Consider the following 19,242-nt stretch of genomic DNA (forward strand, 5'->3'; position numbering starts at 1 on the left):
GGGTGACGCCCTTGCCCTTGGTGACGTTCTGGGTGGCGTTGGAGGTGGTCACGGTCACCACACCTCTCCCTGCTTGCGCAGCGCGCGCCGGTAGACCAGCGCGAAGATCATGAGCAGGGCGAGGATGAGCACGCCCCAGGTCGCGGACCCGGCGAAGTCGCGCGGGCTGTTCACGAACGCCTGCCGGAAGGCCTGGGTCACCAGGATCTCGGTGGAGTCGCCCGGGCCGCCCCGGGTGAGCAGGAAGATCACCGGGAACATGTTGAAGGTCCAGATGGTGGAGAGCAGGATCACCGTCATGCTGACCGTGCGCAGCCCCGGCAGGGTGATGTACCGGAAGCGCTGCCAGGGGCTCGCGCCGTCCATCTCGGCGGCCTCGTACAGCTCGCCGGGGATGGACTGGAGGCCGCCGAGCAGGGCCACCATCATGAAGGGGATGCCCAGCCAGACGTTGACGGTGATGACGGCGAGCTTGGCCCAGGTGGGGTCGTCGAGCCACGGCACGGCGGAGATGCCGCCGCCTTCGAGGACCTTGTTGAGGATGCCATTGTCGCGGTTGAAGAGGAACCGCCAGGCGAAGACCGAGACGAAGCCGGGCACGGCCCAGGGCAGGATGAGCGCCATCCGGTAGAAGGCGCGGCCCCGGAAGTTCCGGTTGAGCATGGTGGCGAGGCCGAGCCCGAGCGTGAAGGTGATGGACACGCACGCGAGGGTCCAGATCACCGTCCACAGCAGCCGGTCCAGGAAGACCGGGTCGCTCAGGGCGGCGGTGTAGTTGTCGAACCCGACGAACTCGTACGTCGCGGGAATGGTGTTGGCGCCGATGGTACGGGCGACGTTGCGCTCGTTGGCATCGGTCAGCGACAGGTAGATCCCGCGGACCAGCGGCCACCCGATGATCACACCGAGGACGAGCACCACGGGGGTGATCATCGTCCAGGCGTACCAGTGGGTGGCCAGCGCGCGCCGGAGCCTGCCCGGGCGGGCCCCGGGGTTGCGGTCGGCCGTGCGGCTCCGGCCGCGGGTGACGTCGTCACCCGCGGCCTTCACCGCGGACCGGCTGGTCTCAGCAGCCATCGTCTCGTTACTTCCAGCCCTTGAGGATCTTGCGGAACTCGACGCCGGCCGCCTTCGCCGCGTCCTCCGGGCTGGAGGTCCCGGTGACGGCCTTGGTGTACTGGAGCTTCAGCGGCTCGAAGAGGGAGCCGTTCTCCGGGATCCAGGCGCGCTCGACGGCCTTGTCCACGGCGGGCTTGAAGAAGGCGACCATCTCGTTGCCCTTGACCTCCGGCGCCTCGTAGGCGGCGGTGCGGGTCGGGAGCAGGCTCAGCTCCTTGGTGGCCTGCACCTGGACCTCCTGCGAGGTCATGTACTCGACGAAGGCGTGCGCGGCGCCGCGGTTCTTGGACCCGGCGTAGACGGCCAGGTCGTGGCCGCCCTGGGGGGCGCCCGCCTTGGCGGAGCCGGCCGGGACCGCGCTGACGCCGAGGTTGGTCTTGTCGGAGAACTGCGCTCCGGCGAGGGTGTCCTTGACGGCCCACGGGCCGTTGACCATCATCGCGACCTCGCCCGTCTTGAAGGCGGTCTGCCCGTTGTCGTAGCCGTCGGTGGCGTTGGTGACGGCGGCGCCGGAGGTGATCAAGTCGCGGGCGGCCTTGAAGGCCTTGACCCCCGCCGGGTTGTCGACGGTGACCGTCTTGTTCTTGGCGTCGACGAGGTCGCCGCCCTCGCCGTAGATGAAGGGGAGGAACCAGTAGGAGTCGTCGCCGCGCAGGTAGAGGCCGGTCTTGCCGGTCTTGGCCTTGATGGCCGCGGCGGCGGTCTTGACCTCCTCCAGGGTGGTCGGGGGCTGGACGCCCGCCTCCGCCAGCATCTTCTTGTTGTAGAAGAGGCCGAGGGAGTCGATCACCTGCGGGACCGCGTAGAGCTGGTTCTCGTACGTGCCGCTGGCGGCGGCCTGCGGCAGGAACTCCGCGCCGACCTTCTTGGCCGTGTCGGCGGGGACCTTGTCCAGGTAGCCGAGCGAGGCGAAGTCGGCGACCCAGCCGACGTCGGCGCGAATGACGTCGGGGGCCTCGGCGCCGCTGCTGAATGCGTTCTTGACCTTGTTCTGCGCGTCGCCGTACGGGACGTTGACGTACTTGACGGTCACCTTCGGGTGCTTGGCGGTGAACGCCTCGGCGATCTTCTGGAAGGTCGCCTTCTCCGTGTCGTTGGAGGTGTCCCACCAGGTGACCGTGCCGGAGATCTCGCCACCGGCGCTGTCGCCGCCGCCGTTGTCGTTCTTGTCGCCGCCGCAAGCCGTCGCCGCGAGCGCCAGAGCCGCGACCAGCGCGGTGGCCGCTATGCCACGCCGCATATGAACTCCTTCGATGATCCCGGCCGCGCCTCGCGGTCCCGAGTTGCCGAGAACGTAACAAGCCTGAAAGCCGACCGAAAGACCTTGCGGCGATTTTCTGCAAGTCCTGGTGATCGTTACATCCGTGTGTCCGTACGGTTGCCGCAGCTTGCTGTTGGTTCGAACCCTCTTCGGGTGAAAGGCCCCGCAACCAGGGGCCCCTTCGCGGCGCCGGCCCCGACGTGACCCGCGAACTGACCGCGTCGCGGCTTGCAAGCGCTTCCAGCGAGGCCTCCGCGAACGGCGGCTGGTGGCGCGAAGTCATCCACCGGGTGGCCGGGAGCCGATGCCGGCATGGCGCACGGCATGGTCGAGGCGCCCGGCCCGTCCGACCGGGTGCGGCGCGCGGGCCACCCCGATCCACTCAGGCCCGCTCCCCTTCTTCGAGCGGGACGGGATGCGCGGGTTCCACCGCTCCTGGCGCCGTCCGCCCGTCGCGTGGCGGTGGAACCGCCGGCGCCCGAACGGCCCGTACCGTCCGGCTCTCCGGCGGGCTCGGACAGCCGGGGCGTCCCGCTTCACCCCGCTCCGTGCACGTGGTGGGCAATGCGACGCGTGACCGGTACAGTCCACTCCCATGACCGCGCGGCTTGCCGACATCGCAGCTCAGGCGGGGGTCAGCGAAGCCACAGTCAGCCGGGTCCTCAATGGCAAGCCCGGCGTGGCCGCGGCCACCCGCGAATCCGTGCTGGCCGCGCTCGACGTCCTCGGTTACGAGCGCCCCGTGCGGCTGCGCCAGCGCAGCGCCGGTCTCGTCGGGCTGATAACGCCCGAGCTGGACAACCCCATCTTCCCGGCGCTCGCCCAGGTCATCGGACAGGCCCTCACCCGGCAGGGGTACACGCCGGTGCTGGCCACCCAGACGCCCGGCGGATCCACCGAGGACGAGCTGACCGAAATGCTCGTGGACCGCGGGGTCTCCGGCATCATCTTCGTCTCCGGTCTGCACGCGGACACCACCGCCGACATGGGCCGATACGACCAACTCCGCGGCCAGGGCGTCCCGTTCGTCCTCATCAACGGCTTCTCCGACAAGGTGCGGGCCCCCTTCGTCTCCCCCGACGACCGGGCCGCCATGCAGCTCGCGGTGACCCACCTGACCGCCCTCGGCCACACCCGGATCGGGCTGGCGGTCGGACCCAAGCGGTTCGTGCCGGTGCTCCGCAAGATCGAGGGGTTCCGGGCCGGGATGCGCGAGCGGCTCGGGCTGAGCGGAGCCGAGACCGAGGAACTGGTCCAGCACTCCCTCTACACCCTGGAGGGCGGGCAGGCCGCGGCCACCGCGCTCATCGCCCGCGGCTGCACCGCGATCGTGTGCGCCAGCGACATGATGGCGCTCGGCGCGGTACGGGCCGCCCGCCAGCAGGGGCTGCGGGTACCGCAGGACGTCTCCGTGGTCGGCTTCGACGACTCGCCCCTCATAGCGTTCACCGATCCGCCGCTGACGACCATCCGGCAGCCGGTGCAGGCGATGGGGCAGGCCGCGGTCCGCGCGCTGCTGGAGGAGATCGGCGGAACCCCTGCGCCGCACAGCGAATTCGTGTTCCTGCCGGAACTGGTGGTGCGCGGCTCCACCGCTTCGGGCCCGGCCCGCAAATAGCGCCTGACCTGGCCGTACGCGGCCGGGTGGAGCGGGCGAGGCCTCGTCCCCCGGGGGGAGACCGCGCGCCGAAGACCGTCCGGAGGGATGATCGGAGGCAGGCACGCCATCTGACAGACTCTTTCCCCATGGGTGAAGCGAGCGTGAAGACACTGGATACCAGGACGGATGTCTCGGCGCCCGCTGTGGGCGAAAGCGACAGCCCACAGGGGCATCAGGAGGCCACCGGCCGGTTCCTGGGCGGACTGCGCGCGCCGCGCCGTCCGCGGATCTGGTTCGAGGTCCTGCTGCTGGCCGTGAGCTACTGGACGTACTCGCTGATCCGCAACTCCGTGCCCGAGCAGAAGGCGGCCGCGCTCGCGAACGCCGACTGGATCTGGGACGTCGAGAGCACCCTCGGCATCGCCGTGGAGCGGAGCGTCAACCACGCCGTCGATTCGGTGACGTGGCTGATCGTGGGCATGAACTACTACTACGCCACCCTGCACTTCATCGTGACAATCGGCGTACTGGTGTGGATCTACCGGTACCACCCCGGCCGGTACGCGGCCGCGCGCCTCGTCCTGTTCGCCACCACCGGTGTCGCGCTGGTGGGTTACTACCTGTTCCCGCTCGCGCCGCCGCGGCTGATGAACGGCAGCACGTTCGTCGACACCGTGCTCAAGCACCACACCTGGGGCTCGATGGCCTCCGGCGACCTCAAGCACATGTCGAACCAGTACGCGGCCATGCCGTCCATGCACATAGGGTGGTCGCTCTGGTGCGGGCTGACCGTCTTCGCGGTCGCCTCGGCGCCCTGGGCCCGGATCCTGGGCCTGCTCTACCCCACGGCGACCCTCGTCGTCATCGTGGCCACCGCCAACCACTTCTGGCTGGACGCGGCGGGCGGCGCGATGTGCCTGGCCTTCGGGTACGCCGTCTCGCGGAGCTGGTACGGGGCCATGCCGCACCGGCTGCCCCGGCACCCCGCGCACGCCGGGCCGCACCCGGCCTCGGCCGCGCTGGTGCGGGGCCTGCGCCGGGTGCGCTCGCGCGCTTAGGGTTTCTCCGCTGTTCCGCGCGCGGCGACGAACCAGCGGGCGGGGAGCTCGACCCGGGTGCCGTCGGCGTGTACCTCGCTCATGGTGAGGCTGGTCTCCCCCTCCGCCAGGACCGACAGTCCCGCCGCGCGCAGCAGGCCCGCGACCTCACCGTCGGCGACCCGGCCGGGGCGCAGGTCGTGTTCCCTGACCCGCAGCAGTTTCGGCGTCGGCCCGAGCGAGCCGAGGACGGCCGCCGCCCCGTCGGTGGGTTCCAGCACCAGGGCCCGGCCGGTCGCGCCGAGCAGGGCGGCCACGGAGGCGGCCACGGCGGGCCGGTCCTCGGGGTCGCTCTGGTGCAGGACGGCGCGCAGGTAGACGTTGGTGTCGCCGATGCGGCCGTGCAGGGCGTGGGCGCCGGGGGCGTCGGCGAGGTCCAGCTGCTCGTACTCGGCCACGCCGCCGGGGTCGGCGCGGCGGGCGTGCGCGACGGCGGCCCCGGCCAGGTCGACGCCGATGGCCCGGGCGAAGCGGGTGGCGAGGAACCGGGTCTGGGTGCCGTTGCCGCAGCCGAGGTCGGCGATGGGGAGGCGGGGGTCGGCGTACGGCTCCAGCAGGGCGAGGTCCCGCTCGGCGGTGAGCGCGGGGGCCGCGTCCCAGAAGGGCTCGCCCTGCGTGCCGTCGCTCTCCTCCCAGAAGCCGTCCCAGGCCTTGCGGTAGCGGTCGGAAAGCGCCATGCGGGTCTCCTCGGGGCGGGGGCCGTGCCGTGCCTGCCTGTCCCTACCCCGCCTCCCTCGCCCGAACTCCCCCGCCCCCGGGGGACCACCCCTCCGGGGGCGCCTCACACGCCTGCGGTGCTGATTTCGGCGGCGCGGCCGGGTCCGCCGGGCACCGTCCAGCCCGCCCGGCGCTTGAGGGCACCGTCCAGCCCGCCCGGCGCTTGCGGGCGTTTCCCAGCCCCGCCGGCGCTTGAGGCGTCCCCGGAGGGACGGGGCCGCGGCCCCCGGCAAGGTCAGGCTCCGTAGAAGAGCTCCTCCACCACCGCCCGGGCACGCCGCGTCGTGCGGCGGTAGTCGTCCAGCATCTCCCCCACCTTCCCCGGCCCGTACCCCAGGTACCGCCCCACCGCCGCAAGCTCCCGCGCGTCGGAGGGGAAGGTGTCCCCGGCCCGCCCCCGGACCAGCATCACCGCGTTGCGGACCCGGGTCGCCAGGACCCACGCCTCGTCCAGCGTCTGGGCCTCCTCCGTCGGGATCAGCCCGGCCGCGTGCGCCGCGGCCAGCGCCTCCCGGGTCCGGGTGGTCCGCAGCCCCGGTTCGGCCCACGCGTGCCGCATCTGGATCAGCTGGACCGTCCACTCGACGTCGCTCAGCCCGCCCCGGCCCAGCTTCGTGTGCAGGGTCGGATCCGCCCCGCGCGGCAGCCGTTCCGTCTCCATTCGCGCCTTCAGCCGCCGGATCTCCCGCACGGCGTCGTCCCCGAGCCCGTCCACCGGGTACCGCAGCGGGTCGATCAGGTCGATGAAGCGGCGACCCAGCTCGGCGTCCCCCGCCACCGGATCGGCCCGGAGCAGCGCCTGGCTCTCCCAGGTCAGGGACCAGCGGCGGTAGTAGGCGGCGTAGGAGGACAGGGTCCGTACCAGCGGCCCGGAACGGCCCTCCGGCCGCAGATCGGCGTCGATCAGCAGCGGCGGGTCGGCCGTCGTCAGCTGGAGCAGTCTGCGCATCTCGGAGATGACGGTCTGCGCGGCCTTGGCGGCTTCCTGTTCGTCGACGCCCTCGCGGGGCTCGTGGACGAAGAGCACGTCGGCGTCGGACCCGTAGGCCAGTTCGTGGCCGCCGAACCGGCCGACGCCGATGACCGCGAACCGGGTGGGCAGCTCCTCCCCCCACTGCCCGCGCACCGCGGCCCGCAGGGCGCCCGCGACGGTGGCGGCGGTGAGGTCGGAGACGGCGCTGCCGACCCGGTCGACGAGGGCTCCGGGGTCCTCCCCGGCCGGGTTCTCCTCGGTGCCGTAGGAGCCGATGATGTCGGCCGCGGTGGTGCGGAAGAGTTCGCGCCTGCGCACCCCGCGGGCGGCGGCGACCCCGGCCGCGGGGTTGGCGGCGCGGTTGACCGCGGCCAGTACCTCCTGGGCGAGCGCCTCGTACGTACGGGGTTCCAGTCCCCCGGGGTCACCGAGCAGGGACACCGCTTCCGGCGCCCGCATCAGCAGGTCGGGGGCGAGGCGCCCGGCGGACAGGACCCGGGCCAGGTTCTCGGCGGCGGCCCCCTCGTCCCGCAGCAGCCGCAGGTACCAGGGGGTCTTGCCGAGGGCGTCGGAGACCTTGCGGAAGCCGAGCAGTCCCGCGTCGGGGTCCGCGGAGTCCGCGAACCAGCCCAGCAGCACCGGGAGCAGGGTCCGCTGGATGGCGGCCTTGCGGCTGACCCCGGAGGAGAGCGCCTCCAGGTGCCGCAGGGCGGCCACGGGGTCGGCGTACCCGAGGGCTTCGAGGCGCTGTCCGGCGGCGCGCGGGGAGAGCCGGGTCTCGCCGGGGGCGAGCTGGGCGACGGCGTCGAGGAGCGGCCGGTAGAAGAGCTTCTCGTGCAGACGGCGCACCACGGAGGCGTGGCGGCGCCAGGCCTTGTGGAGTTCGGCGACGGGTTCGGTGCGCAGGCCCATGGAGCGGCCGAGGCGGCGCAGGTCGGCGTCGTCCTCGGGGACGAGGTGGGTGCGGCGCATCCGGTAGAGCTGGATGCGGTGTTCCATGGTGCGCAGGAAGCGGTACGCGTCCCCGAGCTGGACGGCGTCGGTGCGGCCGACGTAGCCGCCCGCGGCGAGGGCCTGGAGGGCGTCGAGGGTGGTGCCGGAGCGCAGGGTGGCGTCGCTGCGGCCGTGCACGAGCTGGAGGAGCTGCACGGCGAACTCGACGTCGCGCAGTCCGCCGGGGCCGAGTTTCAGTTCGCGCTCGACCTGGGCGGCGGGGATGTTGTCGACGACGCGGCGGCGCATCTTCTGGACGTCGGTGACGAAGTTGTCGCGTTCGGCGGCCTGCCACACGAGCGGCGTTATGGCGTCGATGTACTGCGCGCCGAGGTCGGGGTCCCCCGCGACGGCGCGGGCCTTGAGGAGGGCCTGGAACTCCCAGGTCTTGGCCCAGCGCTGGTAGTAGGCGAGGTGGGAGGCGAGGGTGCGGACGAGGGGGCCGTTGCGGCCCTCGGGGCGGAGGTTGGCGTCGACGGGCCAGATGGTGCCCTCGACGGTGGTCTCGGAGCAGATCCGCATGAGGTGGGAGGCGAGGCGGGTGGCGGCCTGTACGGCGTCGCCCTCGTCGGCGCCGGGGGCGGTGTCGCCGACGAAGATGACGTCGACGTCGGACACGTAGTTCAGCTCGTGGCCGCCGCACTTGCCCATCGCGATCACCGCGAGGCGGCACTGGGCGGCGTCCTCGGGGGCGGCGGCGCTCGCGATGCGCAGGGCGGCGCGGAGGGTGGCGGTGGCGAGGTCGGCGAGTTCGGCGGCGGCCTGGGCGACGTCGGTGGTGCCGCACACGTCACGGGCGGCGATGGAGAGCAGGCAGCGGCGGTAGGAGACGCGCAGCGCGACGGGGTCGGCGGCGTCGGCGAGGCCGCGCTCGAACTCGGCGAGGCCGGGGTGCAGGTCGGCGGACTCGTAGGTGACCAGGGCCCGCCAGTCGTGGGGGTGGCGGGCGAGGTGGTCGGCGAGGGCCTCGGAGGCGCCGAGTACGCCGAGCAGGCGGTCCCGCAGGGGTTTGGCGCTGACCAGGGTGTCGAGGAGCAGCGAGAGGTCTTCGGGCGGCTGCGCCTCGGCGAGCCGGACGAGGCCGAGGAGGGCGAGGTCGGGGTCGGCGGTCGCGCCGAGGGCGTCGAGGAGCACCGGGTCGTGGCGTACGGAGTCCAGCTCGGCGGAGTCGAGCAGCCGCGCGGCGGCCGAGGGGTCGGTGAATCCGCTGCGCACCAGCCGGATGAAGGTGCTGCTCCTGCGTCCGGGAACCGTCATCCCGCCGCCTCCCGCTCCTGCCGCGACGCAGAGTCTGCCCTGGCTCTGCCTCGGTCGACCTTAGCCGGATCGGGGCGTCGGCTCACCGGTGCGTACCCCGCGGCCCCGGCGCCTCCCGCCGGGCCCCGGACTCGCCCGCTCCGCCGCGGGCACTCCCTCCCCCATCGGCCCGGGTGCGACGGCGCCCACCCTCCCGAGGACCGGAGCGCCGTCGTCCAGCGCGCCCCGGGTGCGGCGGAGTTCGGCCCGTGGCAGGCGCCCGGCAGCAGTGGTTCCGGCCACGGCGGGGTCCGTGAGCCGATGCGGCGTGTCCGGGGTCACAGGGCCGGGCGGACCGCGGGGCTCCGGGACGGTGACGACGGCCGGGCACGTGGGGGCGGGGCGTCCGGCGAGCGGGGAGCGGGGTCCGGACACCGGGACGGGCCGGGCGTGGCGGCGTTCGGCGCCGCCGTGCGCCGGGCCCCCGTCCGCCCCCCGTCCGCCCCCGTCCGCCCCCCCGTCCAGCGCTCCGGCCAGTCCTCCGACCAGCCGGAACCCGCTCGGACCGGCGGCCGCGGGGGCGGGACGCGCGGCTCCGCCCGAGCGTGGCGACGGGCGCCACCGACGCGCGGCACGCGCCGTGGCGGCCGGTCGTCCGCCCGGCCGGTCCGGGGACGTACGTCCCCTGCCCGGGCCGTGATACCGCCCACTCCGCAAAACGGGCAATTCGCCATGAGTTGGGATCATCTCGGCGGACTCTCCACGTCCGCATTCTGGTCATCCCCCACCCGCCGGAGCGGGCAGGGCACAATCGGATCCGGTCGCGCTCGGAAGCAGTGGAGTCATCGGTGAAAACGGTGAACCAAGTTCGCCGTATTGACCTCTATCTGACTACACGGCGGATTTTCCGCACCCGAACGACCTCAAGGCGTGACCGATGCCCGTTTCCCGCCGCATACGCCTGGCGACCCTGCTGACGGTGCTCACCGCAGGTGCCACCGGCGTGTTCGCTGTCGCCCACGGCGAGGACAGGGCCCCGGGATCGGGGCCCGGCGGAGCGACGCCGGTCGAGCGGACCTCCGTCGTGCCCCCGAGCACCACCGCCGGATCGGTCGTCCAGTTCGTCGCCCACCCCGACGACGACCTCTTCTTCATGAACCCGGATCTGAGCCGCTCGCTGCTCTCCGGCCGCAGGGTCACCAGCACCTACCTCACCTCCGGCGAGGCCGACGGAAAGAACGAGGCCGCGACCCCGCCGTTCAACGACCCGGTGCAGCCCGCCAACATGGCCCGCTACGCCGAGGCGCGGCAGAACGGCATACGGTCCGCCTACGCCGAGATGGCCACCGGCAGCCGCACCAGCGCCTGGAAGCGCTCCGTGATCCCGACCGCCGGGGGCGGCTGGGCCGAGCTGGACGTGCTGGTCGCCAAGCCGCAGATCAACCTGATCTGGATGCAGCTCACCGAGGCCCGCTCCACGGCCGACGACCGGCCCCAGAGCCTGCGCGGCCTGTGGAACGGCAAGACGCCCACCCTGCCCTCGCTCCTGGCCTCCGGCACCCCGGTCAAGCAGACCTACGCCTACACCAAAGACCAGGTCATACAGGCGATATCCGGCATCTTGGAGCAGTACCAGCCGACGACGATACGGATGCAGGATCCGACGCCGGGCCGGTACACCAAGGACGGGAAGATAACCGACCACCAGGACCACATGTACGGCGCCCGCTTCGTCCAGGCCGCCACCGAGCGCTACGCCGAGGTCGCCGCCCGCCCGCACTTCTCGGTCCAGAACTACCTCGGCTACGGCAACAGCGCGCTGCCCCACAGCCTCGACCCCGAGACGGCCGAGGCGAAGATCAACTCGATCAAGACCTACGCGTGGCTGGACCGCACGGACTACTGCGGCAGCCCCTCCGGCTGCGGCGACCGCAAGGTCGCCCCCCGCCCCGCGGGCCACAACTGGGCGCAGAGCATCCGCTACTCCCGCGGCGAGGAGACCTCCTGGCTCGCCGAGGGGGTCGGCGGCCGGCTCTGGGCCTTCTCCGCCCTCGACGGCCGGATGGCGTACTGGACCCGCACCGGGCCGCAGGCCGAATGGGCGGGCCCGCAGCTGCTGCCCGGCTCCGGCATCGATCCGGGCGCGACCGCCGCCCGCCTCCCGGACGGCCGGATCGCCGTCTTCGGCACCCGCACCACCACGGGCACGCCGTCACAGGGCTACCGGCGCGAGGCGGTGTACGCCGTCCAGGGCTCCCCCGACGGCACGTTCGGCGCCTGGCAGGTGCTGGGCACCCCCGACGGCCCCGACGACAGCAGCACCTCCGACCTCGGCGGCCCGGCGGTGACCGTGGGCGCGGACGGCCGCCTGAGCGTGTACGTGCGCGACTCCGACCGCACCCTGCGCATGAGCGAGCAGCAGAGCCCGGGCGGCGCCTTCGGCCCCTGGGAGAAGCTCGGCGGCTCGGACCTCCAGGGGGATCCGGTGGCGGTGACCGACGCGGCCGGGCGCCACCAGGTGTACGCCGCCACCGCCAAGACGGTCCTGGCGTGGACCCAGCAGACCCCGGGCGGCCCCCTCCAGGGCCCCTTCGCCACGGACCTCCCGGCCACCACCGGTCCCCTGTCGGCCACCGCCGAGGGGGACCGCGTACGGCTGTACTTCCGCCGCCCCGACTCCGGGACCGTGCGCAGCGCCCTGATCACGGCGGGCGGGCCGAAGCCGGTGGTCTCGCACGTCGTCGAGGTGGGCGGCCGGGCCGGGTACGGCGCGGTGAGCGTGGCGGGCAGGCTGCTGACGGGGCGCGCCGACACGGGCACCATCAGCACCACGGGGCTCGGCGGGGCGCCCGCCTGGACCGAGTCGCAGATGCTCTACGCGGGTGCTCCGGCCAGCGTCCTGGACGCGGCGGGCGCGACGACCACGGTGGTGCTGGGCCTGGACGCGGAACTCCACGCCACGACCACCCTCCCGGACATCGCCGACCTCAGCCGCTCCACCCGCCCCGTCTGGCGCCTGGCCGTCTCCCGCCCCTGACGCGACGCGCTGCCACGGCTGAACCCCCGTGCGGGAAGCGGGCAGTTCGCACCACGCGGCCCGGCCCGCACCGCCGCCCACGGCCTACGGGACGTGCGCCGCGATCAGCCGCGCGCACTCCAGGGCCTCGGCCCGCGCGGTATCCACTTCCAGGTCGTAGACCACGCCCCGGTGGACCAGCTCCGCCTGGGCCGCGGCCATCCCGGCGACCCGGTCGCCGCGCGCCATCTCGCGGCCCGCGGCGACCTCGGCGTCACACCTGACTCCGACCCACAGCACGGGCAGCCCCGCCAGCGCCGTCCGCCAGCGCTCCTGCGAGGCGGCCCCGCCGAGGAACACCTCGTCGACGATGACCCGGGCACCGGCCCGGACCATCGCGGCGACCCCCTCGATCCAGGCCGCTTCCAGCTCCCGGAACCCGGCCCCGACACTCACCGCCCCGTCCGCGCCGAACCCGATGCCCGCGCCCCCGTCCCGCATCGCCGCGGGCATGGCGTCGACCAGCGTGTCGACCCCGACCGCCAGCCACGCCTGCGCCAGCACGCCCTGCAGACACCGCACGATCCCGGACTTCCCCGAGCTGGACCCACCATTGAGCACGATCACCTGAGCCGTCACCGGCCCACCCTAGACCGGCCGCCCGGAACCCCCCTCCGATCGCGCCACCCCTCGGGCGTGCGCGCCCCGCGCCCCCCGCGCGCCCTTGCACGACGCCGGCCAGAACGTCACCGTTTCCCGGAAGACCGCTGCTCGGCGCCTCGGCGCCACCTGGGGAGAGGGCGTTGTGCGGTGGGCGCCACGGCATGGGCACGGACCACCTTCGGCGATGCGGCCGACGCGCTGACGGACATCGTCCCGGCCTGCCTCGCACGGGCCCACGAGAGGGCGCGCAACGGCCACGAGAGCGTCCACACGCAGACGTTGGAAGCCTACGGGCACGGGCTGTACGCGGCGCAGTACGAGGAACTCGTCTCCGGACTGGAGCCGGTCGCGGGCGCCGCCCCGGTACGCCTGCAGGGCCGCACGGTGATGGTCCTCGCCGACCACGTGATCTACCCGATCCGCTACGCGAAGAAGGACGTCCCGGTCACCGCGGCCCGCCTGCGCCATGCCACGGGCTTCCGCGCGGACCTCATCCGACGCCACGGTCCGGAGCCCATGCAGCAAGTGCTCGACCTCGGCCTCGACGAACTCGATCCCCCCGAACCCCACCCCGACCTCGGCCTCCTGCCGCAGGACGTCCGCCTGGTCCTGGTGGCGTACGCCTGCGCCATGGACCGCGGCGTGATGCGCGCCGAATGGGGCTCCGCGGAACTGCGCCGAGAAGACCGCTACCTCGTCTGGCACCACCACGAGCCCCTGCCCCGGGGATGAGACACCGCGGGGCCGACAGCCGAACGCCGCCGGCCCCGGGGTGGTTCGGGCTCGCGGTGCTTACAGCACCGGCATCATCTTGCGGAGTTCGAAGGCCGTGACCTCGGAGCGGTATTCCTCCCACTCCTGCTTCTTGTTGCGCAGGAAGAAGTCGAAGACGTGCTCGCCCAGGGTTTCCGCGACCAGCTCGCTGCGCTCCATCAGGGAGATGGCCTCGCCCAGGTTCTGCGGGAGGGGTTCGATGCCCATCGCGCGGCGTTCCGCGTCGGAGAGGGCCCAGACGTCGTCGTCGGCGCCCGCCGGGAGTTCGTAGCCCTCCTCGATGCCCTTGAGGCCCGCGGCCAGCAGGACCGCGTACGTCAGGTACGGGTTGGCGCCCGAGTCGATCGAGCGGACCTCGACGCGCGAGGAGCCCGTCTTGCCCGGCTTGTACATCGGGACGCGGATCAGGGCCGAGCGGTTGTTGTGGCCCCAGCAGATGTACGAGGGGGCCTCGCCGCCCGAGCCCGCGGTGCGGGAGGAACCGCCCCAGATGCGCTTGTAGGAGTTCACCCACTGGTTGGTCACCGCGGCCGTCTCGGCGGCGTGCCGCAGCAGGCCCGCGATGAAGGAGCGGCCGACCTTGGAGAGCTGGTACTCGGCGCCCGACTCGTAGAAGGCGTTGCGGTCGCCCTCGAAGAGGGACAGGTGGGTGTGCATGCCCGAGCCCGGGTACTCCGAGAAGGGCTTCGGCATGAAGGTGGCCTGCACGCCCTGTTCGAGGGCGACCTGCTTCATGACCAGGCGGAAGGTCATGATGTTGTCGGCCGTGGAGAGCGCGTCCGCGTAGCGCAGGTCGATCTCCTGCTGGCCCGGGGCGCCCTCGTGGTGGCTGAACTCCACCGAGATGCCCATGGATTCGAGCATGGTGATCGCCTGGCGGCGGAAGTCCATGCCGACGTTCTGCGGCGTGTGGTCGAAGTAGCCCGAGTTGTCGGCCGGGACGGGCCGGGTGCCGTCCAGCGGCTTGTCCTTGAGCAGGAAGAACTCGATCTCGGGGTGGGTGTAGAAGGTGAAACCCAGGTCGGAGGTCTTGTTCAGGATGCGCTTGAGGACGTAGCGCGGGTCCGCGTAGGACGGGGAACCGTCGGGCATCAGGATGTCGCAGAACATCCGCGCGGTACCGGGGGCCTCCGCCCGCCACGGCAGTATCTGGAACGTGCTCGGGTCCGGCTTCGCGATCATGTCCGACTCGTAGACCCGGGCGAAGCCCTCGATCGCCGAGCCGTCGAAGCCGATGCCCTCGTCGAAGGCCTGCTCCAGCTCCGCGGGGGCGACCGCGACGGACTTCAGGAAGCCCAGTACGTCGGTAAACCACAGGCGCACGAAGCGGATGTCGCGCTCCTCGAGCGTCCGGAGGACGAATTCCTGCTGCTTGTCCATGCCTTCATCCTCGCAGTTCAGACGGCCTGTGCACCACTATCCAGCGTCCGTGGGCACGGTCGGGCAGGACCCAGTATCGCGAGCGGTGGTTTCCGCCAGATTACGCACCCCGACGAGCTCGCGGCACCCCCGCACTGACCTTGGGCCCGTTACGCGCATTACCATCTGCGCCCATAGGGGTCCCCCCGCCCGCCCCTCCCCGCAGAAGGACTGACATGGCGAGCAAGTCCAGCAACACCCAGGACCACTCCCGCAAGGCGCGCATAGCCGACATGCGCCGGGCCGAGAAGTCCCGCGACCGGCGCAACAAGATCCTGGTCATCACCGGCTCCACGGTCCTCGTCGCGGGCCTGCTCGGCTTCGGCGGGTACATGCTGAAGAACCAGGCGGACAAGGAATCGGCCAAGAAGAGCGCCCCGCTGGCCGCCGTGACCGACCCGGTGACCGGCGTGGCGAGCTGGGACGCGAAGAAGCTGGGCCGCCAGCACGTGGAAACCCCGGTGAAGTACCCGATGAACCCGCCGGTCGGCGGGGACCACAACCCGCGCTGGATGAACTGCAACGGCGACGTGTACAAGAACCCGCTGCCCGAGGTGAACGCGGTTCACTCGCTGGAGCACGGCGCGGTCTGGGTCACGTACAGCGACAAGGCCGCCAAGGCCGATGTGGACGCGCTCGCGGCGAAGGTGGCCAAGACCCCGTACACGCTGATGAGCCCGGACAAGGAACAGTCCGGCGCGATCATGCTGAGCGCGTGGGGCAAGCAGCTCACCGTGGACAAGGCGACGGACCCGCGCGTGGACACGTTCTTCAGTACGTACGTCCAGGGCGCGCAGACCCCCGAACCCGGCGCGGCCTGCACGAGCGGCCTGGACCAGAAGTGAGCCGCACGTACTGGGCGGCGCTCGGCGCGGTCTTCCTGGCCCTGATCTTCGCGGCCGGGGCGACGATGATCGCGGCGGCGAACGGGAACTCCCCGGGCGGGACGGACGACGGCGGCCGGGTGCCCGCCGTGTCCTCCCCGGACGCGGGGTTCGCCCGGGACATGGCGGTGCACCACCAGCAGGCGGTGGAGATGTCGTTCATCGTGCGCGACCGGACCCAGGACGAGGCCGTGCGCGGCCTGGCCTACGACATCGCCAACACGCAGGCGAACCAGCGCGGGATGCTGCTGGGCTGGCTGGACATGTGGGGGCTGCCGAAGGTGACGCCCGCCGATCCGCCGATGGCCTGGATGAGCGGCGGCGACACGGCCGGCATGGCGGGCATGGAGGGCATGGGTGACATGCCGGGGCACGCCATGGGCGGGGTCCCGGCCAAGCCCGGCGCGCTGATGCCCGGGATGGCCACCAAGGAGGAGCTGGCGCAGCTGACCGGCGCCCAGGGCCGGGACGCGGAGGTCCTCTACCTCCAGCTGATGACCGACCACCACAAGGGCGGCGTCGCGATGGCGCGCGGCTGCGCGACGCTGTGCCGGACCCCGGCCGAGCAGAAGCTGGCGCAGGGCATGGTCGAGTCCCAGCAGTCGGAGCTGTCACTGATGGCGGACATGCTCCGCCGGCGCGGGGCCGCGCCGCGCCCGTAGGGGACGGGCCGTGCGGCCGGGCCGCGGGACGGGCCGTACGGGCGCGTTATCACCCGTACGGCCGCGTGCGCTCGCGCCCGCCGAACGGGTGACCCAGGATGGACGGGCGGCGCCGCTACGGACGCACCCGCGCCCGGCGAACCGGCGCGCTCAGGAGGTTGACGCGATGACCACCGCCGGAGAGATCATGCACGCCGGGGCCCAGTGGATCCCCGCCACCGAGACCCTTGACCGGGCCGCGCAGCTGATGGCCCGCCTGGGCGTGGGCGCGCTCCCGATCAGCGACACCGACCAACGGCTCTGCGGCATCCTCACGGACCGGGACATCGTGGTGGGGTGCGTGGCCAAGGGCCACGACCCGGCCAGGATCACGGCCGGGGACATGGCCCAGGGCACTCCCCGCTGGATCGACGCGGGCGCGGACGTGTCCGAGGTGCTGGACGAGATGCAGAGCCACCAGATCCGGCGGCTGCCGGTCATCAAGGACAAGAAGCTGGTCGGGATGATCAGCGAGGCCGACCTGGCCCGGCACCTGTCGGAGGAGCAGATAGCGCTCTGGGCCGAGAAGGTCTACGCACGCGGCTAGTGCCGTGACCGGCCACAGCACTAGGCCGTCGACGCTGCGCGGACCGCCCGGGCCACCTGGTCCGGGCGGTCCAGCATGACCAGGTGGCCCGAGGGGTCCGCGACCTCGAAGCGGGCGCCGAGGCGGTCGGCGAGGGCGGCCTGGCGGGCGAGCCAGCGCAGGGCGCCGGGGCGCGCCGAGCCGTCGTAGCCCGCGAGGACGGTGACGGGCGCGCCCAGCGGGCGTTCGGCGCGCAGGGCCAGGACCTCGGCGGCCAGGTCGGGGTAGCGGGAGTTCTCCAGCAGCGCCCCCTGCCAGACCCGGCCGGTGCGGTAGCAGCGGCGTACGAGGTCCCGCGCGGCCGGGTCGGCGCCGCCGGTCCGGGAGGCCCTGATCCCGGCGCGGCGGACCAGCGGGCCGAGCGCGGCGGGCAGCCCGGCGGCGGTCAGCGCCCGGCCCAGCGCGACGGCGGCGCGCTCGCGCACGGCGGCCGGGAGCCGGGGCGGGCGGGGGTCCTCCTCGACGCTGGTGTCGACCAGGACCAGGGCGGCGGTCCGGGCCGGGTACAGCCGGGCGAAGGCCTCCGCGTGGAACCCGCCCATCGAGTGGCCGACGACGGTGACGGGATCCCGGCCCGCCGGGCCGAGGGCGTCCAGCAGCCCGGCGACGCGACGGGCCTCGCCCGTGGCGGTCGGCGGCGCGGCGGCGGGCCCGCTGAGCCCGTGGCCGGGGCGGTCGTAGCGGACGACGGTGCGGTACGGGGCCAGCAGCGCCACCACCGGGTCCCAGTCGAACCAGCCGAGCCCGAGCCCGGCGCCGAGCACGCAGACCGGGCCCCGGCCCTCCACGACCAGGTGCACCGGGACCCCGTCGGCGGATCGGACGAACCCCTCGTACGCGGACGGCGCCGCTCTCCCCGCTCCCCGCGCGCCGCTCACGTGCGGCGCTCCTCGTGGACGGAGTGCGCGAGCAGGCCGAGCCAGACCGCGACGAACAGCACCTGGAGCCGCTGGCCCGCGCCGAGCGCCCAGGTTCCGCGCCCGGCGGTGAACAGGGCGATGGCGCCCAGGGTCCAGACGGTGGCCAGGAGTTCGAGGGCGACGAGCACCGGCCCGTACCGGGCGAGCGGGGCCCACCAGCCGTAGCGGCGGGCGGCGACGGTGAGCGCGACGATGCCGACGAGGGCGCCGGTCATGGCCAGGCTGCTGCTGATGGCGTGGGCCTGGTGGGTGGCGGGGACCAGGCCGGCGGTCTCGCGGGCGGCGCATTCGGGGTCCACGGTGGGGGTGCAGCTGAGCGGCAGCCAGGCGTCGGCGGCGGTGGCCGCGCCGAAGAGGGTGACGCCCGCCCAGCCGACGACCGCCCAGGGGCGGCGGGACGCGGCGTGCGCGCGGAGCCGGAGCAGGGCGAACAGGCCGCCCACGAAGGCCAGGAGGCCCGCCGTGAAGTCGGTGGCCCGGAAGAGGCCGCCGAGCGGCTGGTCCTGGGCGGCGAGTTCGCTGACGTAGGTCTCGATGGGGTTGAGGCCGGTGGACAGGACGACTTCGAGCACCCACGCCGTGTAGGCGGCGGCGCCGAGGCCGATGAGGGCGGCTACGCGCCGTGTGCCATGGGGGGACATAGTGGGACCAATCCTAAACAAGGGCGGAGCCGATCCGATCATCGGATACCCACCCGGGGTAGGGTTTCCGGCATGACGCGCCCCGCACCCTCAGCCACGCGAGCCGCCCGGTGGTCCCGGGCGGCGCTGCTCGCCGTGCTGCTGCTGGGCATCGTCACCATGCACACGCTGGGTCATCCGAAGGGCTCGCACACCGGGCAGGACGCACCGGCCGCCCACTCCGTTGCCCACGGGGCGGCGACGACCGCGGCGGCCGGGATGACGGGGATGTCCGCGACAGCCGCGCTGACGGCGGAGCACCGGGTCGCGCCGGACCCCCGGGCCCCCGCCGCCGGGCCCGCGGCCCCCGTGGCCGGGTCCGGGGCCCCCGTGGCCCGGGTGCCGGACGGCCGGATGGCGATGGACCCGATGGCGGTGTGCCTCGCCGTACTGCTGGCCGGGATCACCCTGCTGACCGTGCTCGCCCTCGCCCGTACGGCGGCGGGACCGCCCGCACCCCTCGCGGCCCGGCCGGGCCGGGCCCACGGCGGCCCCGATCCGCCGTCGGCGCGCGAACTCCTCACCCGGCTGGCCGTGCTGCGCGTATAGGGCGGGCCCCGCCGTCCCTCCCGCACGCCCGCGGGACGACGGCAGACGGCGCCC

General features: G+C 73.3%; 16 protein-coding genes. 8 read left to right on the forward strand and 8 right to left on the reverse strand.

All coding sequences use genetic code 11. The annotated features are described in order from the left end of the window. Positions 1–54: 54 nt before the first annotated feature. On the reverse strand, positions 55–1,077 hold the full coding sequence (locus tag QMF80_RS19465) for a carbohydrate ABC transporter permease (protein WP_283455013.1): 1,023 nt from the start codon (positions 1,075–1,077) through the stop codon (positions 55–57). Positions 1,078–1,084: 7 nt separating this feature from the next. Continuing rightward, positions 1,085–2,359, reverse strand: a complete 1,275-nt coding sequence (locus tag QMF80_RS19470) for an extracellular solute-binding protein (protein ID WP_283455015.1) — start codon at positions 2,357–2,359, stop codon at positions 1,085–1,087. 616 nt (positions 2,360–2,975) lie between these two features. Here QMF80_RS19470 and QMF80_RS19475 point away from each other — a divergent pair. Both QMF80_RS19475 and QMF80_RS19480 read left to right on the forward strand, forming a co-directional pair. After that, positions 2,976–3,998 carry a LacI family DNA-binding transcriptional regulator gene (locus QMF80_RS19475; RefSeq protein ID WP_283455017.1) on the forward strand — a complete coding sequence of 341 codons (1,023 nt, stop codon included), beginning with the start codon at positions 2,976–2,978 and terminating at the stop codon, positions 3,996–3,998. A gap of 128 nt (positions 3,999–4,126) precedes the next feature. Continuing rightward, positions 4,127–5,038 carry a phosphatase PAP2 family protein gene (locus QMF80_RS19480; protein ID WP_283455019.1) on the forward strand — a complete coding sequence of 304 codons (912 nt, stop codon included), beginning with the start codon at positions 4,127–4,129 and terminating at the stop codon, positions 5,036–5,038. Here QMF80_RS19480 and QMF80_RS19485 read toward each other — a convergent pair. Together QMF80_RS19485 and QMF80_RS19490 are read right to left on the reverse strand one after the other, a co-directional pair. Next, on the reverse strand, positions 5,035–5,754 hold the full coding sequence (locus QMF80_RS19485) for a class I SAM-dependent methyltransferase (RefSeq protein WP_283455021.1): 720 nt from the start codon (positions 5,752–5,754) through the stop codon (positions 5,035–5,037). The two genes, QMF80_RS19480 and QMF80_RS19485, sit on opposite strands and share 4 nt — an antisense overlap. A 275-nt stretch (positions 5,755–6,029) precedes the next feature. Then, positions 6,030–9,017: a bifunctional [glutamine synthetase] adenylyltransferase/[glutamine synthetase]-adenylyl-L-tyrosine phosphorylase gene (locus QMF80_RS19490; protein ID WP_283455023.1), complete on the reverse strand. Its 2,988-nt coding sequence runs from the start codon at positions 9,015–9,017 to the stop codon at positions 6,030–6,032. Positions 9,018–9,933: 916 nt separating this feature from the next. On the opposite strand from QMF80_RS19490, the gene QMF80_RS19495 reads away from it, so the two are divergent. Next, a complete protein-coding gene (locus QMF80_RS19495) occupies positions 9,934–12,033 on the forward strand; it encodes a PIG-L family deacetylase (protein ID WP_283455025.1) in 2,100 nt (699 codons plus the stop codon). Between the two features lie 84 nt (positions 12,034–12,117). On the opposite strand, the gene cpt is transcribed toward QMF80_RS19495, so the two are convergent. Continuing rightward, positions 12,118–12,651, reverse strand: coding sequence for a chloramphenicol phosphotransferase CPT (gene cpt / locus QMF80_RS19500; RefSeq protein ID WP_283455027.1), 534 nt, complete (start codon positions 12,649–12,651; stop codon positions 12,118–12,120). A 171-nt stretch (positions 12,652–12,822) separates the two neighbouring features. Between cpt and QMF80_RS19505 the strand changes: the two genes are divergently transcribed. Then, on the forward strand, positions 12,823–13,407 hold the full coding sequence (locus QMF80_RS19505) for a hypothetical protein (protein ID WP_283455029.1): 585 nt from the start codon (positions 12,823–12,825) through the stop codon (positions 13,405–13,407). A 60-nt stretch (positions 13,408–13,467) separates the two neighbouring features. Here the strand turns inward: QMF80_RS19505 and glnA2 are convergent, their stop codons facing one another. Beyond that, positions 13,468–14,829 (reverse strand): gamma-glutamylpolyamine synthetase GlnA2, encoded by a 1,362-nt coding sequence (gene glnA2 / locus QMF80_RS19510; protein WP_053682889.1) that lies wholly within the window; start codon positions 14,827–14,829, stop codon positions 13,468–13,470. Between the two features lie 215 nt (positions 14,830–15,044). Here glnA2 and QMF80_RS19515 point away from each other — a divergent pair, with 215 nt between their 5' ends. From QMF80_RS19515 to QMF80_RS19525, 3 genes are all read left to right on the forward strand, one after another. Then, positions 15,045–15,713 carry a thioredoxin-like domain-containing protein gene (locus QMF80_RS19515; protein WP_283455034.1) on the forward strand — a complete coding sequence of 223 codons (669 nt, stop codon included), beginning with the start codon at positions 15,045–15,047 and terminating at the stop codon, positions 15,711–15,713. 65 nt (positions 15,714–15,778) lie between these two features. Then, positions 15,779–16,414, forward strand: coding sequence for a DUF305 domain-containing protein (locus QMF80_RS19520; RefSeq protein WP_502962883.1), 636 nt, complete (start codon positions 15,779–15,781; stop codon positions 16,412–16,414). Between the two features lie 166 nt (positions 16,415–16,580). After that, positions 16,581–17,000 carry a CBS domain-containing protein gene (locus tag QMF80_RS19525; RefSeq protein WP_283455038.1) on the forward strand — a complete coding sequence of 140 codons (420 nt, stop codon included), beginning with the start codon at positions 16,581–16,583 and terminating at the stop codon, positions 16,998–17,000. Positions 17,001–17,020: 20 nt separating this feature from the next. Here QMF80_RS19525 and QMF80_RS19530 read toward each other — a convergent pair whose 3' ends face one another. Together QMF80_RS19530 and QMF80_RS19535 are read right to left on the reverse strand one after the other, a co-directional pair. Continuing rightward, positions 17,021–17,917, reverse strand: coding sequence for an alpha/beta fold hydrolase (locus QMF80_RS19530; RefSeq protein ID WP_283455040.1), 897 nt, complete (start codon positions 17,915–17,917; stop codon positions 17,021–17,023). Then, entirely contained in the window at positions 17,914–18,600 is a 687-nt protein-coding gene (locus tag QMF80_RS19535; RefSeq protein ID WP_283455042.1) for a DUF998 domain-containing protein, read from the reverse strand. The genes QMF80_RS19530 and QMF80_RS19535 overlap by 4 nt, the downstream gene beginning before the upstream one ends. A 72-nt stretch (positions 18,601–18,672) precedes the next feature. Here QMF80_RS19535 and QMF80_RS19540 point away from each other — a divergent pair, with 72 nt between their 5' ends. Further along, positions 18,673–19,188: a hypothetical protein gene (locus QMF80_RS19540; RefSeq protein ID WP_283455044.1), complete on the forward strand. Its 516-nt coding sequence runs from the start codon at positions 18,673–18,675 to the stop codon at positions 19,186–19,188. Positions 19,189–19,242 lie beyond the last annotated feature (54 nt).

This window comes from Streptomyces sp. G-G2, assembly GCF_030063135.1.
Classification (GTDB): Bacteria; Actinomycetota; Actinomycetes; order Streptomycetales; family Streptomycetaceae; genus Streptomyces.

Excerpts from the sequence above, each read along its gene's own strand:
- QMF80_RS19465 (WP_283455013.1), bottom strand. The coding sequence starts at position 1,077 with ATGGCTGCTGAGACCAGCCGGTCCGCGGTGAAGGCCGCGGGTGACGAC.
- QMF80_RS19470 (WP_283455015.1), bottom strand. The coding sequence starts at position 2,359 with ATGCGGCGTGGCATAGCGGCCACCGCGCTGGTCGCGGCTCTGGCGCTC.
- QMF80_RS19475 (WP_283455017.1), top strand. The coding sequence starts at position 2,976 with ATGACCGCGCGGCTTGCCGACATCGCAGCTCAGGCGGGGGTCAGCGAA.
- QMF80_RS19480 (WP_283455019.1), top strand. The coding sequence starts at position 4,127 with ATGGGTGAAGCGAGCGTGAAGACACTGGATACCAGGACGGATGTCTCG.
- QMF80_RS19485 (WP_283455021.1), bottom strand. The coding sequence starts at position 5,754 with ATGGCGCTTTCCGACCGCTACCGCAAGGCCTGGGACGGCTTCTGGGAG.
- QMF80_RS19490 (WP_283455023.1), bottom strand. The coding sequence starts at position 9,017 with ATGACGGTTCCCGGACGCAGGAGCAGCACCTTCATCCGGCTGGTGCGC.
- QMF80_RS19495 (WP_283455025.1), top strand. The coding sequence starts at position 9,934 with ATGCCCGTTTCCCGCCGCATACGCCTGGCGACCCTGCTGACGGTGCTC.
- glnA2 (WP_053682889.1), bottom strand. The coding sequence starts at position 14,829 with ATGGACAAGCAGCAGGAATTCGTCCTCCGGACGCTCGAGGAGCGCGAC.
- QMF80_RS19515 (WP_283455034.1), top strand. The coding sequence starts at position 15,045 with ATGGCGAGCAAGTCCAGCAACACCCAGGACCACTCCCGCAAGGCGCGC.
- QMF80_RS19520 (WP_502962883.1), top strand. The coding sequence starts at position 15,779 with ATGATCGCGGCGGCGAACGGGAACTCCCCGGGCGGGACGGACGACGGC.
- QMF80_RS19525 (WP_283455038.1), top strand. The coding sequence starts at position 16,581 with ATGACCACCGCCGGAGAGATCATGCACGCCGGGGCCCAGTGGATCCCC.
- QMF80_RS19535 (WP_283455042.1), bottom strand. The coding sequence starts at position 18,600 with ATGTCCCCCCATGGCACACGGCGCGTAGCCGCCCTCATCGGCCTCGGC.
- QMF80_RS19540 (WP_283455044.1), top strand. The coding sequence starts at position 18,673 with ATGACGCGCCCCGCACCCTCAGCCACGCGAGCCGCCCGGTGGTCCCGG.